Source organism: Amycolatopsis sp. GA6-003 (genome assembly GCF_046267895.1).
Lineage (GTDB): Bacteria > Actinomycetota > Actinomycetes > Mycobacteriales > Pseudonocardiaceae > Amycolatopsis.
In genome coordinates, this window is record NZ_CP176499.1 from 2273275 (window position 1) to 2286969 (window position 13695).

Consider the following 13695-nt stretch of genomic DNA (forward strand, 5'->3'; position numbering starts at 1 on the left):
GGCTCGGGTGCGGTGCGCCGCTCAGCCAGGAGGATCGCCGCCGGCCGTCCGAACCGCCGCAGCGAGCGATTCCGGCGCAGGCCGACATTGCGCGAAGTTCGGACGACAACATCACTGCGCAGACTAGTCAACTCCCGGAGATCTGCGAGTTTCTTTCGAGAAATTTCCGGAAGCCCTTGAAAATACCGCGTTCAGGCGGCTGTCGTGCTGCCGTCGCAGCACGTTCTCAACCTCGCGCGCGTCTAGCGGCAGGCATCTATCTGCCACCGATCTCGAAGTATCCAGATACAGTTTCTCCAGGACTTCGCCAGAAAACACCGAAGATCGGACCCGGACCGCGCCCATAAACTCAAACCGCCGCAAAAGCGCGAAGCTTTCAAAGTCTCGCAACTCGTCGAGAACTAAGCATATGTAGTTTTTTACATCCCACCATTGCATGAGTCGCTGCCGCCAGTCGTAACGGCGCAAATCCTCAGCCGTGACCATGATTTCCACCCTCGGGATGATCCCGATGACTGGACTTTCTTGCCACTCGCGAAGCTGCTCGGCAACCCCGTCGAATGTCTCCAGGGATATCGGGTTGACCACTTCCAACCCGACCAGCCCACCTGAGCCTTCCACCAAGGGCAGGAACTGCAACTGCCTGGCTGGAGCCGGGACAGCTTGACGGAACACTGGCACAGGCACTGGCCAAAGCCGTCCCGAATCCACCGCCCGCGCCCACCGCAGCGAAGTGTCGACCTGCCACAGCAGCTCTGCCGACCGCTCAGGCGAGAAGGCACTTGGTTCCACTGCAGCGTCAAGAGTGAATTCACCGAACCCCTCGAACACCGGACGCACGTCCTCAATCAATTCAGCCAAACTTAGCACAGAACCGTCGAAAACCAGCAAGTAGCAACCTTCATCGCGCGCGATGACCGCCCGCCCCTTCGACACCAGATCGAAAAACATCTGGTCGAAACGCCAGTCATCGTCAAGATTCGGTGCCACTTCAAACGAAACTTGCAGCGCACCCACGTTGTCTGAACTGAATCCGCCCACCTCGCCGAATCTCGTATCCAACCAGACAATCGGCGGAATTCCGACGAATTCCGGATACCTCGGCTCATAGAGCACCGCTACCGTGCATCCAGCCTCCGGACGAAACCGCACCTGAACACTATCGAGGTACCCGTCCCCCACTCGGATCAAATGGTCGTCCTCGTCGATCCATCCTCGGACCACGTCGGTCCATCTCATCGAGGCTGCTGACTCGGCGGAGCATTTGAACCTGAATTGAAATTGTCGATTCGTCCATAAAATACGGCCGTCGGAGGCGAGGATCGCCATGGGCATCGACGCGTCCGCGTACTGCGCGCCCAATCGAGCAGCGACCTCGGGCAAGTCTGCGTCTTCCCAGTGGCTAAGCTGCGCATCCTGCTCGTCCAAGAGCTGCTCGACGCTGGCCAAGCCTGCTGTCACGTCGAGGAGAACAGCGTCCGAAGTGATCACCGGCTCGGCGGTGATCACTTCCCCGGCGGCGAGGCGCTGACCAAGCGCGTCAAGCACTGTCTGCGCTTGATCGGCCAGGTGTTCCGCTCTGGCTCGCTCGTCCTTCGCCCGTTGCAGGTACATCTTCGCCTGCGCACGCTCGCCGACGACCGAATCGCCGACACCGACCAAGTGCATCAACACCGTCCGCAATGCAGCAATAATCTGCGCGGCCTGGTACTCCAGCCGAACACCAGCCGCCAGTTGGTCCCTCGTGTGGTTCAACTCGTCCAGCGCGCGGATCGCGTGCGCCTGCGCGCGAACTGTTTCATCCTGGGCTTCCAGGATCCGGGTACGGGCATCCAGGACAACCGGAGCGGCAGTCGACGTCCGCGGGCGGTTCCTCAGCTTCCGAAACTCCGCTTTCCGCTCAGGCCACTTCGCACGCGGAGCACACGCCTCGATCACCTGATCACCAAACTCCAGCGAAGGCGGCTTGGTCCCGTTGAGCCGCATCGACACCGTCGAAGGCTTGCAACTGCACGCCGCGGCGACCTCCCGCGTCGTCTTGCCCGAGCGTTCCATCAAGCCTCTGAGCCACAGCACTGAGTCTCGAGTGGCAGGGTCATCCGACTTGATCGGACCCCACGGACGTCCTCCCACGCGCTCCCCTTTGTTCGCGAACAACTCCCCATTGTTCATCCCGCACCTGCATTGTTCACGCGAACAACGACATCGACGGCCCGGACACGCCACTCTCGGGGCACATCACGAGAGAGGGGCACGATGTTCGCCGAACTGAACAAGACAATCCGGGCAGCGATCAGGTCATGGTCAACCACTATCAGGCTGTGCTTGATCGTGCTGGCGCTCGGCGCGGCCGTCAGCGGCGGATCAGCCCCCGCTCCTTGCCCGCCGCCACCGCCGTGGTCCGGGAGTCCACTCCCAATTTCGCGTAAATGTGCACCAGATGCGATTTCACCGTCGCCTGGCTCAAAAACAGCCGCTTGCTGATTTCCTGATTCGACAGTCCGTCCGCGACCAGCCCCAGCACCTCGATCTCGCGCGGCGACAACGCGGCCGCCGGGGCGCGCATGCGGTTCATCAGCCGGTGGGCGACCGCGGGGGCCAGCACGGTCTGCCCGGCGGCGGCATTGCGCACCGCGGCGGCGAGGTCCTCCGGCGGGGCGTCCTTCAGCAGATACCCGGTCGCGCCCGCTTCGATCGCGGCCAGGATGTCGCCGTCGGTGTCGTACGTCGTCAGGACCAGGACTTTCGGCGCGTCCGCGGCGGAGGTGATGTGCGCGGTCGCTTCGGAGCCATGCATTCCGGAGCCGAACTGGAGGTCCATCAGCACCACGTCCACGCCGCTCGCCAGCCGCACGGCCTCCTCCGCGGACGAGGCTTCGGCGACGACCTCCAGGTCCGGTTCGGTCTCCAGGACCGCGCGCAGTCCCGCGCGGACGACGGGGTGGTCGTCGGCCAGCAGGAGGCGGATCATCGCGGGTCCACCGGGAAACTCACGGCCAGCGCGGTGCCGTTGCCGGGGGACGATTCCACCGTCCACGAACCGCCGAGCGAGCGGGCGCGGGCGCGCATCGCGGGCAGGCCGAAGCCGCTGCCGCCGCGCACTTCCCGCGGGTCGAAGCCGATGCCGTCGTCCACGGCGTCCAGGGTGACGCTCGTGTCCATGTAGCTCAAGGTCAGTTCGGCCCGGCCGGCCGCGGCGTGCCGGACGGTGTTGGCCAGCGCCGACTGGGCGATCCGCAGCAACGCGACCTCGTACGCGGTGGGCACGTCGAACGGTTCGCCGCTGAGGTGAAAGTGGACAGTCAGGCCGGAACGCTGCTGCGTGGTCGCGCACAGGCGTTCCAGCGCCGCCGGCAAGGAAGAGCCTTCCAGTTCCACTGGGGCCAGCGCGTAGACGAGGCGGCGGGCTTCGGTGAGGTTGTCCTGTGCGGCTTGCCGGGCCTGGGAGACGTGCGGGACCGCGGCGTCGGGACGGTCCGGCAGCGCGCGTTCGGCGGCGCGCAGCAGCAGGTGGATGCTCGACAGGCCCTGCGCCAGGGTGTCGTGGATTTCCCTCGCCAACCGCTCGCGTTCGGCCAGGACTCCGGCGGAGTGTTCCATCGCGGCCAGATCGTTGCGGGTCTCGCGCAACTCCTCGATGAGCCGCCGCCGTTGTTCGCTTTCCCGGTAGAGCACCTGGTAGCCGAGGACGGTGGCGATCGCGACCGCCGCCCCGAGCGTCGGGCCGAGGAGCACGCCGATGCTGAACGCGCCTTGGTGGCGGGTGAACCCGGCGATCGCCAGAACGGTGGTCAGCGCGACGACGGCCGGGCCCCAGCGGGTCGGCAGCAGGTGCATTTGCAGGAAATACAGCGGGAAAGCCAGCCACACCCCGTCCGGAGTGAGCCACAGCAGCACGAGCCACGCGACGCCCAGCACGGCCAGCCAGGCCGCCGTCGCACCCGGGAGGCGGCCGATTCGCGGCAGCAGCGGGCCCACCGTGTAAACGCCGCCCATCACCAGGGCCCCGGCCAGCACCGCGGGCGCGTGCGGCTGTCCGTCGGCGAACGCGCGCGCGACGGCGAGCACCAGCAGCCCGGCCAGCAGAAGGTGCAGGCAGACGCGCAGCACGCGCAACGGCCGGTCGAGGGTCTGCGGATTCACGAAAGCGGCTACCTCCCCTGCCGATTGTCCGTGTCCCGGGCGGAATCCGCATCAATCGAAAGGTTGAGCGGCGAGTGCGCCCATCGATTCCGGGGAGACCGTCCGCGGCGCGATGTCCCCGCGCCTCGGCCGGAGCACGCTGGAGCGCACATCGAGAAGGAAGGGACGCACATGTTCGTCGCGTGGCGGGATCTGCGCTTCGCCAAGGGGCGGTTCGCGTTGATGGGGACCGTCGTCGTGCTGATGACGTTGCTGGTCGGTCTGCTGTCCGGGCTCACCTCCGGGCTGGCCGAGAAGAGCACGTCCGCGATCACCGGGTTGCCGGCCGACCACCTGGTCTTCGCCGATCCCGGCAGCGGATCGCTCTCGTTTGGACAGTCCACAGTGACCCGGGCGCAGGCCGAGGAGTACGCCCGGGTGCCCGGAGTGACCAGCGCGGAACCGATCGCGATCAGCACCGCCAGCGCGGCGGTCGGCGAGCGCACCGCGACGTTGGCGGCGTTCGGAGTCCGGAACTCACGGCCAGGCACGGTCGTCTTGTCCACGAGCGCCGCAGACGCGTTGAAGGCCGGTCAAGGCGACCAACTCACGCTGCAAGGCCAGAAAGTCACCGTGTCCGCCATCGACGGAGACGCGTCCTATAGCCATCTCCCGGTGGTGTGGACTCACTTCACCGGTCCAAACGCGACAGTGCTCGCGGTGACCACCGATCCGTCCGCCGATATCGCCGCGGCAGATGCGCGGATCGGCACCCGCACCGTCACGAAGGACGATGCGTTGTCCGCCATCGGCTCCTACTCGGCGGAAAACGGCTCGCTCCAGCTCATGCGCGGCTTTCTGTTCGTGATCTCCGCACTGGTGATCGGCGCGTTCTTCACCGTGTGGACGATCCAGCGCAGCCGCGACATCGCGGTGCTGAAGGCACTCGGCGCGACCACGAAGTACTTGCTGCGCGACGCGCTCGGCCAAGCCGTCGTGCTGCTGATCGGCGGAACTGCCCTCGGGACCGGCCTCGCTGCCGCGCTCGGAGCGGTCGCGTCCGGAACGGTGCCGTTCGTGCTCAGCGCGGGCACCTTGCTCGGCCCGGCCGCGGTGCTGGTGGTCCTCGGCGCGCTCGGCGCCGCGCTCGCGGTCCGCCGCATCACCTCCGTCGACCCGCTGACCGCCCTCACCTCCGGAGCGCACTGATGAGCCTGCACCTGTCCGGCATCACCCTCACCTACCCCGACGGCGATTCCCGCCTCACCGCCCTCGACCGGGTCGACCTGCACGTGCCCGCCGGAAACGTCGCCGCGGTCGTCGGACCGTCCGGATCCGGGAAATCGAGCCTGCTCGCCGTCGCCGCGACCCTCATCCGGCCCGATCACGGACGCGTGGTCGTCGGCGGCGTCGACACCGCCGAGCTGGACCGGGCCGCGCTGGCCGAGTTGCGGCGCACCAAGATCGGGATCGTGTTCCAGCAACCGAATCTGCTCGCGTCGCTCACCGCGGTGGAACAGCTGGAAGTCATGGCGCACCTGAACGGAACGCCGCGTCGCGCCGCGACAAACCGAGCGAAGGAGCTGCTCGACGCCGTCGGACTAACTGATCGCGCGGCGCATCGGCCAGGGCGGCTTTCCGGCGGACAGCAGCAGCGAGTGAACATCGCGCGCGCCCTGATGAACGAGCCCGCCGTGCTGCTGGTCGACGAGCCGACGAGCGCGCTGGACCAGGACCGCAGCGCGGCGGTCGTCGATCTGCTCACTACGATCACGCACCAGCAGGCGACGGCAACCGTGCTGGTCACCCACGACCGCTCCCACCTCGAAGGGGTCGACTCGGTGCACGAGGTCGTCGACGGACGGATCCACCAGCCGGCCCGGGCCGGCGCCGAGGAGAACCGATGACGAAGAAGATCTACTGGGCCGCCGCGATCTACACGATCCTCGGCCTGCTCGGCGGGCTCTACTACCGCGAACTGACCAAGGCGGAGCATTTCACCGGCGACACCCAGCTGTCCATTGTGCACACCCACCTGCTCGCGCTCGGGACGCTGGTGTTCCTGATCGTCCTGGTGCTGGACAAGGTGTTCACGCTGTCGGCGACCCGCTCCTTCGCGCCGTTCTTCTGGATCTACCACGCCGGGATGCTCGTCACGGTGGGCGGAATGCTCGTGCACGGCACGCTCACCGTGCTGGGCAAGGAATCCGGCGCGGCGATCGCCGGGATCGCCGGGCTGGGGCACATCCTGCTGACGGTCGCGTTCGTATTGCTGTTCGTGGGACTGCACGGGCGGATCTGGAAGCCCGCCGAGACCAAGGCGTGACGTGAGGGGAACCCTGAGGGAATCAGATTCCCCCAGAGTCCCCTCACGGACTTACCGGCGGAAGGTCACAGCCGCGAGACCAGCCCCCACCAGGGCGATTACCGCCGAGCCGACGAAGGCGACCGAGTAGCCGTTCGTCAACGCCGCCGGGTCGCCGAGCGCGCCCGCGCCCGAAGCCGCCGCCAGTGCGGTCATCACGGCCAGCCCCAGCGCCGAACCCACCTGGTAGCCGGTGTTCACGATTCCCGACGCGAGCCCGCCTTCTTCCGGCCGGGCCGCCGAGATCGCCGTGCCGAGCGACGGGATGAAGGCCAGCGACATCCCCAGTGCCGCGACCAGCGACGCGGGCAGGACGTCCGCCCAGAAGCTGCCGTCCGCGCGCACCAGCGCGAGCCAGCCCAAGCCGGCCGCCAGCAGCAGCAATCCGGCCACGATCGGCGGCTTCGGGCCGAACCGGCCGATCACCCGCGGGGCCAGGGCGATCATGCCCAGCATGATCAGCGCGGTCATCGGCAGCAGCGCGGCGCCGGCCGGGAAGGCGCGGAACCCGAGCACCTGCTGCAGGTAGAGGTTCAGGAAGAACCACATCGGAATCCAGGCCGCGCCGAGGAAAACCTGCGCCAGGTTCGCCGCGCCGAGCCGCGGGGCGCGGAAGATCGACAGCCGCATCAGCGGAGTGCGCGCTTTCGCCTGGCGGACAACGAAACCGGCCAGCAGCACGAGACCGGCAGCGAGCGCGATCCAGGTGGACGTCCATCCCGCTTCCGGAGCGCGGACGATCCCGTACACCAGCGTCCCCAAGCCGAGCGTGACGGTCAGCGCGCCGAAAACATCAACCGTGCCACGGGTTCCGGTCGCTCCCCCGGGCAGCACGGCGCGAGCGGCGAACAGCGCGAGCACCGCGATCGGCACGTTCAGGTAGAACACCCACGGCCACGACAGGTATTCGGTGATCACCCCGCCGAGGAACACCCCGGCGGTGCCGCCGGCCGGAGCCGCCGCGCCGTACAGCGCGAGGGCTTTCGTGAGTTCCTTCGGGCTGCTGCCGAAGAGCATCATCAGCAACGTCAGCGCGGACGGGGCGATCAGCGCGGCTCCCGCGCCCTGCACGATCCGGCCGGCGAGTTCGACCGGCACGTTCCCGGCGGCTCCGGCGAGCACCGAACCGGCCAGGAGTATCGCCCATCCGGTCGCGAAAAGCCTTCTGGCGCCGAACAAATCCGACAGCCGCCCGCCGAGCAGCAGCAGGCCGCCGAAGGCGATCACGTAGGCGTTGAAGACCCAGGACAACGTGCTGGGCGTGAAGCCGAGAGCGTCGCGCATGCGCGGCAGGGCGACGCCGATGATCGAGGTGTCCATGATCACCATGAACTGGGCGAGGGCGATCAGTCCGAGCGCCCACCAGCGGAGCGTGTTCGGCCGGGTTTCCTGTGCGGTGGTCATCGTTTTCTCTTTCTCTTCAAGGGGATCGGCAGCACGGCATGAAGCTGCTCAGGCCGCGTCGAGGACGAAGGCGGCGGTGCGCACCGTGCCCTCGGCCTGGAAGTCCAGGTACAGCAGGTAGCGGCCGGTCGTCGGGGCCTCGGCGTGGAACCGGATTTCCCCGGGCTCCCCGTCGCCGAGCGCGTGGATGTGCAGGTAGGCGAGGTCGCCCTGGCGCAGCGCGACCAGGTGGCCGAACGAACCCAGGTACGGCTCCAGCTCGGCGACCGGCTGTCCGCCGCGGGTCACGCGGGCGGTCAGCATCGTCGCCGCGCCCGCCGCGAGCGTGCCGTCGAGGGTCACTTCGTAGCCGTCCACCACGTCCTTCGCGACGGGTTCCGCGGCCTGCGGCTGGTAGTCGCCGGCGACCTCGACCGTCCGCGACAGCGTCACGCTCTCGCCGCCCGCCGGAGTCAGGTCGGTGAAGACCCGGTAGGCGCCCGCCGCTGCCCAGGTCCACGGGATCGACCAGACGCCGATCTCCGGGTCGAGCACCGGATGGCGGTGCCGGAAGTGCGCGCCGTCCGTGCGAACCACGATCAGGTGCAACTGCTTGCCGTGCGCCTCCTCGTATTTGGTGACCGGCTGTCCGTCGGCGGTGCTGACAGTGAACGCAAGCTCGCCGTCCTCCCCCGCGCGGACGGGGGCGTGCACGACGCCGAGCTGGACCCCGCCGGCCGAAAGTGCGGTGCCGTTGCCGTTCATCGGACTCTCCTTCGCTCGTTCTCGACGCCACAGACCTTATACCCCCTGGGGGTATTTGGAAGTGTGTCCTGGGTCTCCTTCCGGGCGACGCCGGCCCTTGTCTCGGGCTTTGCCCGGCGTTACGCTTCGGCAACGGCAGTGCGCCCGCACCGCCCGTTCCGTTCGCTCTCGAGGAGGTGCGCGATGCTGCTGACTTCCGGCCAGCTCGCCGACCTCCGCCAGCGCACGCGCCAGTCCGCCTGGAACAAGGGGCGCGTCGCGCACGGCTGGCCAACGCGGCACTGAGCGGTCTCCCCCGCTCGGCCGCGCTCGCGCACGGGCTCCCCCAGTCCCGTTGCCGCCCTTTCCCACGGTCCCCTGACCTGCGCCGACGGCGCGGTGGCGGCCGTGGCCCCAGCCGAGAAAAGACGAGAGGAACTCCGATGGTCGACCCCGAGGTGACCGTCAACGGGAAACGCACCGCGATCGGCGCCGTCCCCGTGCACACCACGGCACTGGACTGGCTCCGCGGACAGGGCCTGACCAGCTGCAAGGAGGGCTGCGCCGAGGGCGAATGCGGCGCGTGCGCGATCCTGGTCGCGCGGCCCGGCGTCGAATCCCCGACCGACCTGGTCGCGATCAACGCCTGCCTCGCCCCGGTCGGTTCGCTGGACGGGCAGGAGGTGTGGACGGCCGAGGGTCTCGGGTCCGCCGAAGAACTGCACCCGGTGCAGCACGAAATGGCCGTGCGCGGCGGATCCCAGTGCGGCTACTGCACTCCCGGGTTCGTCTGCAGCATGGCGGCCGAGTACTACCGCGGCGACCGCGCCGCGACCGGCGACGACCACGCGCCGAACGGCTTCGACATCCACGCGCTGAGCGGAAACCTGTGCCGCTGCACCGGATACCGGCCGATCCGCGACGCCGCGCACGCGCTCGGCGCTCCCCCGGCCGACGACCCGCTGGCCCTGCGGCGCACCTGCCGCGCGCCGGAACCCGTTGCGACACAACTGCACCGCGACGGACGGGACTACCTTCGCCCGGCCAGCTGGGCCGAAGCGCTCCGGCTGCGCCACGACCGTCCTAACGCGACTTTCGTGGCCGGGTCGACGGACTGGGGCGTCGAGGTGAACATCCGCGGCGTCCGGGCGGACTGCGTCGTCGCCATCGACCGCATCCCCGAACTGCAGGTGCTGAACGTCGGCGCGGACACGATCGAAATCGGCGCCGGGCTGAGCCTCACCGAAATGGACCGCCGCCTCGACGGCCGGATTCCGTTGCTGAGCCAGCTGATCCCGCAATTCGCGTCGCGGCTGATCCGGAACGCCGCGACCCTCGGCGGAAACCTCGGCACCGGTTCGCCGATCGGCGACTCCGCACCGGTGCTCCTCGCGCTCGGCGCCAGCGTCGTCCTGTCCTCAGTGGACGGAGAGCGCGAGGTGCCGCTCGCGGAGTACTTCACCGGGTACCGGCAGAGCGTGCGGCGGGACGCCGAGCTGATCCGTTCGGTGCGGATTCCGTTGCCGCTGGCCGGAACCACCGCGTTCCACAAGGTCGCCAAACGGCGGTTCGACGATATTTCCAGCGTCGCCGTCGCGTTCGCGCTCGACCTCGAAGACGGTCTCGTCCGCACCGCGCAGATCGGCCTTGGCGGGGTCGCCGCGACCCCGATCCGCGCTAAAGACACCGAAGCGGCGCTCGTCGGACAGCCCTGGAACGAGGAAACCGTCCGCGCCGCAGCGGAAATCCTGCGCGGCGAGGGCACGCCGATGGACGACCACCGCGCGAGCGCCGCCTACCGCGCCGCGACGTTGGGCCGCAGCCTGCTGAAACTGCACGCCGACTCTCTCGAGGGAGCACGAGCATGAGCGCACTTTCGGACCGCCCGGAAAGCCCGTCCATCGGGATCGCCCGGCCGCACGAGGCCGCCGCGGCGCACGTCCGGGGCACCGCGCTGTACACCGACGACCTCGTCGCCCGCACCAAAGACGTGCTGCACGCATACCCCGTACAGGTACCCGAGGCACACGCGAAGGTGCTCGCGATCCGCACCGAAGCGGCCGAGGCCGTGCCCGGCGTGGTCCGCGTCCTCACCGCGGCGGATGTCCCTGGCGTCAACGATTCCGGCGTGCACCACGACGAACCGCTGTTCCCGTCCGAGGTGATGTTCTACGGCCACGCGGTGTGCTGGGTGCTCGGCGAGACGCTGGAAGCGGCGCGGCTGGGCGCGGCGGCCGTCGAGGTGGACACCGAACCGCTGCCGTCGCTGGTCACCGTCGGCGAAGCCATCGCCGCGGGCAGTTTCCAGGGCGAGCCGCGAGTGGTGGCGCGCGGCGACGTCGACTCGGGGATGGCCGGTTCGGCGCACGTCTTCCGCGGCGAGTTCGACTTCGCCGGGCAGGAGCATTTCTACCTCGAAACCCAGTGCGCGCTGGCCCACGTCGACGAGTCCGAGCAGGTTTTCGTGCAGAGCAGCACGCAGCATCCGTCGGAAACGCAGGACATCGTGGCGCACGTGCTGGGCAAGCACAGCCACGAGGTCACCGTGCAGAGCCTGCGGATGGGCGGCGGGTTCGGCGGCAAGGAATGGCAGCCGCACGGGTACGCCGCCGTCGCCGCGCTCGGCGCGACGCTCACCGGACGTCCGGTGCGGCTGCGGCTCACCCGCACCCAGGACCTGACGATGACCGGCAAACGGCACGGTTTCCACGCCGAATGGAGCGTCGGCTTCGACTCCGACGGCAAGCTGCAGGCGCTGGACGTCGTGCTGACCGCGGACGGCGGCTGGAGCCTCGACCTGTCCGAACCGGTGCTCGCCCGCGCGCTGTGCCACGTCGACAACGCGTACTGGATCCCGCACGTCCGCGCGATGGGGCGGATCGCGAAAACGAACAAGACGTCGCAGACCGCGTTCCGCGGATTCGGCGGGCCGCAGGGCATGCTGGTGATCGAGGACATCCTCGGCCGCTGCGCACCGCTGCTCGGCATCGACCCGGCCGAGCTGCGGCGGCGCAATTTCTACTCCGAAGGCCAGGAAACGCCGTACGGGATGCCAGTGCGGCACCCGGAACGCATCCACCGGATCTGGCAGCAGCTGCTGGACTCGGGCGAGGCCGAGCGCCGGCAGGCCGAGATCGCCGCGTACAACGTGAAACACGCGCATTCCAAGCGCGGGCTCGCGATCACGCCGGTGAAGTTCGGGATTTCGTTCAACCTCACCGCGTTCAACCAGGCCGGGGCGCTGGTGCACGTCTATAAGGACGGCTCGGTGCTGATCAACCACGGCGGCACCGAAATGGGCCAGGGACTGCACACGAAGATGCTGCAGGTGGCCGCGACCGCGCTGGGCGTGCCGCCGGAGAAGGTGCGGCTGGCCCCGACCCGGACGGACAAGGTGCCGAACACCTCGGCCACCGCGGCGAGTTCGGGCGCGGACCTCAACGGCGGCGCGGTCAAGAACGCCTGCGAGCAGATCCGCGACCGGCTGCTCGCCGTCGCGGCGGGCAAGCTCGGCGTGCCGGAAAGCGACGTCCGGATCGTCCGCGGCGCGGCGCGCACCCCGTCCGGCGAGGAAATCGGCTGGGACGAGCTGGTGCACGCGGCCTACTTCGACCGGGTGCACCTGTCCGCCGCCGGGTACTACCGGACCGAGGGCCTGAGCTGGGATTCCGCCACGATGAGCGGCTCGCCGTTCAAGTACTTCGCCTACGGCGCGGCGCTGGCCGAGGTCGAGGTGGACGACTTCACCGGCGCGTACCGGACGCGGCGGGTCGACATCGTGCACGACGTCGGCGACAGCCTGTCCCCGCTGATCGACATCGGCCAGATCGAGGGCGGATTCGTGCAGGGCATGGGCTGGCTGACCCTGGAGGACCTGCGCTGGGACGAGTCCGACCGGCCCACCCGCGGGCGGCTCGCGACCCAGGCGGCGAGCACGTACAAGCTGCCGAGTTTCTCGGAGATGCCGGAAGTCTTCAACGTCACGCTGCTGACCGATGCCACCGAAGAAGGCGCGGTCTACGGGTCGAAGGCGGTCGGCGAACCGCCGTTGATGCTGGCCTTCTCGGTGCGGGAAGCGCTGCGGCAGGCGGTCGCCGCGTTCGGCGAGCCCGGGCACAGCGTCGATCTGGCGTCCCCGGCGACGCCGGAAGCCGTGTTCTGGGCGATCGACCGCGCTGTCACCGCGGCTCCGGAGGTCGAGGCCCAGGTACCGGATCTGGTGGGCCAGCCATGAACTGGATCAGCGCGGTACAGCACCTGCGGGACGCGGGGCTGCCGGGCGTGCTCGTCACGGTGACGTCCTCGCGCGGGCACACTCCGCGCGAGGGCGGCGCGAAAATGGTGGTCGGCTCGGCGGAAACCCACGGCACGATCGGCGGCGGCAATGCCGAGGCGGTCGCCATCGAGCGGGCCCGGGAACTGCTGCGGGACAACGCGACCGCGCCGGTGCTGCAAACGCTTTCGCTGTCCGACAAGGCTCCTTACCAGCACGGCGTGCAATGCTGCGGAGGGACGATGACGCTGCTGTTCGAGCCGCTTCCGGTGCGTCCGTCGGTGGCGGTCTTCGGCGTCGGCCACGTCGGCCTGGAGCTGGCGCGGGTGCTCGCCCGGCACGAGATTTCGCTGCACCTGATCGACAGCCGGCCGGCGCAGCTGACCGCGGAACGGTTGGCCGTGCTCGATGACGCGGTGGCGACCGTGCACGTCCACCAGGTCCCGCTGCTGCCGGAGACGGTGCTGTCCGAGCTGCCGGCGGGCACGCACGTGCTGATCATGACGCACGACCACGCCGAGGACATCGCCCTGTGCGACGCGGCGCTGCGCAGCGGCACGTGCGGGTCGATCGGGTTGATCGGATCCGCCGGGAAGTGGTCGAGGTTCCGGAAGCGGCTCACCGATCTCGGCCACGACGAGGCGGCGCTGTCCCGGATCACGACGCCGATCGGCTTGCCGGGCCTGACCGGCAAGGAACCGGCGGTGATCGCGGTGAGCGTGGCGGCCGACCTGCTGCAGAAATTCCCGGCGCGGGTGCAGCCGGGCGCGCTTCAGGCGTAAATCGCTTGCCTGCCCCCGGGAGCACG

The 13695-nt window shown here is 68.9% G+C and carries 11 protein-coding genes; 6 read left to right on the top strand and 5 right to left on the bottom strand.

The genetic code is table 11. From position 1 onward, the window contains the following. Positions 1 to 123: 123 nt before the first annotated feature. The 3 genes from F9C12_RS09655 to F9C12_RS09665 form a co-directional block, all read right to left on the bottom strand. Positions 124 to 1992, bottom strand: a complete 1869-nt coding sequence (locus F9C12_RS09655) for a hypothetical protein (protein ID WP_409465613.1) — start codon at positions 1990 to 1992, stop codon at positions 124 to 126. Positions 1993 to 2353: 361 nt separating this feature from the next. After that, positions 2354 to 2971 (bottom strand): response regulator, encoded by a 618-nt coding sequence (locus F9C12_RS09660; protein ID WP_409465614.1) that lies wholly within the window; start codon positions 2969 to 2971, stop codon positions 2354 to 2356. Continuing rightward, the gene (locus F9C12_RS09665) at positions 2968 to 4143 is read right to left on the bottom strand and encodes a sensor histidine kinase (protein WP_409465615.1); all 1176 of its coding nucleotides are present in this window, start codon (positions 4141 to 4143) and stop codon (positions 2968 to 2970) included. Before F9C12_RS09665 ends, F9C12_RS09660 begins: the two co-directional genes overlap by 4 nt. Positions 4144 to 4314: 171 nt before the next feature. On the opposite strand from F9C12_RS09665, the gene F9C12_RS09670 reads away from it, so the two are divergent. Genes F9C12_RS09670 through F9C12_RS09680 form a run of 3 tightly spaced genes read left to right on the top strand, consistent with a single transcriptional unit; the run spans position 4315 to position 6448 of the window. Further along, positions 4315 to 5331, top strand: coding sequence for an ABC transporter permease (locus F9C12_RS09670; protein WP_409465616.1), 1017 nt, complete (start codon positions 4315 to 4317; stop codon positions 5329 to 5331). Further along, entirely contained in the window at positions 5331 to 6029 is a 699-nt protein-coding gene (locus F9C12_RS09675) for an ABC transporter ATP-binding protein (protein WP_409465617.1), read from the top strand. Before F9C12_RS09670 ends, F9C12_RS09675 begins: the two co-directional genes overlap by 1 nt. Continuing rightward, a complete protein-coding gene (locus tag F9C12_RS09680) occupies positions 6026 to 6448 on the top strand; it encodes a DUF2871 domain-containing protein (protein WP_409465618.1) in 423 nt (140 codons plus the stop codon). The genes F9C12_RS09675 and F9C12_RS09680 overlap by 4 nt, the downstream gene beginning before the upstream one ends. 51 nt (positions 6449 to 6499) lie before the next feature. Here F9C12_RS09680 and F9C12_RS09685 read toward each other — a convergent pair whose 3' ends face one another. Further along, positions 6500 to 7891, bottom strand: coding sequence for an MFS transporter (locus tag F9C12_RS09685; RefSeq protein WP_409465619.1), 1392 nt, complete (start codon positions 7889 to 7891; stop codon positions 6500 to 6502). 48 nt (positions 7892 to 7939) lie between these two features. Beyond that, positions 7940 to 8635 (bottom strand): hypothetical protein, encoded by a 696-nt coding sequence (locus tag F9C12_RS09690; RefSeq protein WP_409465620.1) that lies wholly within the window; start codon positions 8633 to 8635, stop codon positions 7940 to 7942. Between the two features lie 422 nt (positions 8636 to 9057). Here F9C12_RS09690 and F9C12_RS09695 point away from each other — a divergent pair, with 422 nt between their 5' ends. Genes F9C12_RS09695 through xdhC form a run of 3 tightly spaced genes read left to right on the top strand, consistent with a single transcriptional unit; the run spans position 9058 to position 13669 of the window. Continuing rightward, positions 9058 to 10482, top strand: a complete 1425-nt coding sequence (locus tag F9C12_RS09695; RefSeq protein ID WP_409465621.1) for a xanthine dehydrogenase small subunit — start codon at positions 9058 to 9060, stop codon at positions 10480 to 10482. Beyond that, positions 10479 to 12848 carry a xanthine dehydrogenase molybdopterin binding subunit gene (gene xdhB / locus F9C12_RS09700; protein WP_409465622.1) on the top strand — a complete coding sequence of 790 codons (2370 nt, stop codon included), beginning with the start codon at positions 10479 to 10481 and terminating at the stop codon, positions 12846 to 12848. The genes F9C12_RS09695 and xdhB overlap by 4 nt, the downstream gene beginning before the upstream one ends. Next, a complete protein-coding gene (xdhC, locus tag F9C12_RS09705) occupies positions 12845 to 13669 on the top strand; it encodes a xanthine dehydrogenase accessory protein XdhC (RefSeq protein ID WP_409465623.1) in 825 nt (274 codons plus the stop codon). The genes xdhB and xdhC overlap by 4 nt, the downstream gene beginning before the upstream one ends. Positions 13670 to 13695 lie beyond the last annotated feature (26 nt).

Bases quoted from the DNA above. Each gene is read 5' to 3' on its own strand.
- F9C12_RS09660 (WP_409465614.1), bottom strand. From the start codon at position 2,971: ATGATCCGCCTCCTGCTGGCCGACGACCACCCCGTCGTCCGCGCGGGA.
- F9C12_RS09670 (WP_409465616.1), top strand. From the start codon at position 4,315: ATGTTCGTCGCGTGGCGGGATCTGCGCTTCGCCAAGGGGCGGTTCGCG.
- F9C12_RS09675 (WP_409465617.1), top strand. From the start codon at position 5,331: ATGAGCCTGCACCTGTCCGGCATCACCCTCACCTACCCCGACGGCGAT.
- F9C12_RS09680 (WP_409465618.1), top strand. From the start codon at position 6,026: ATGACGAAGAAGATCTACTGGGCCGCCGCGATCTACACGATCCTCGGC.
- F9C12_RS09685 (WP_409465619.1), bottom strand. From the start codon at position 7,891: ATGACCACCGCACAGGAAACCCGGCCGAACACGCTCCGCTGGTGGGCG.
- F9C12_RS09690 (WP_409465620.1), bottom strand. From the start codon at position 8,635: ATGAACGGCAACGGCACCGCACTTTCGGCCGGCGGGGTCCAGCTCGGC.
- F9C12_RS09695 (WP_409465621.1), top strand. From the start codon at position 9,058: ATGGTCGACCCCGAGGTGACCGTCAACGGGAAACGCACCGCGATCGGC.
- xdhB (WP_409465622.1), top strand. From the start codon at position 10,479: ATGAGCGCACTTTCGGACCGCCCGGAAAGCCCGTCCATCGGGATCGCC.
- xdhC (WP_409465623.1), top strand. From the start codon at position 12,845: ATGAACTGGATCAGCGCGGTACAGCACCTGCGGGACGCGGGGCTGCCG.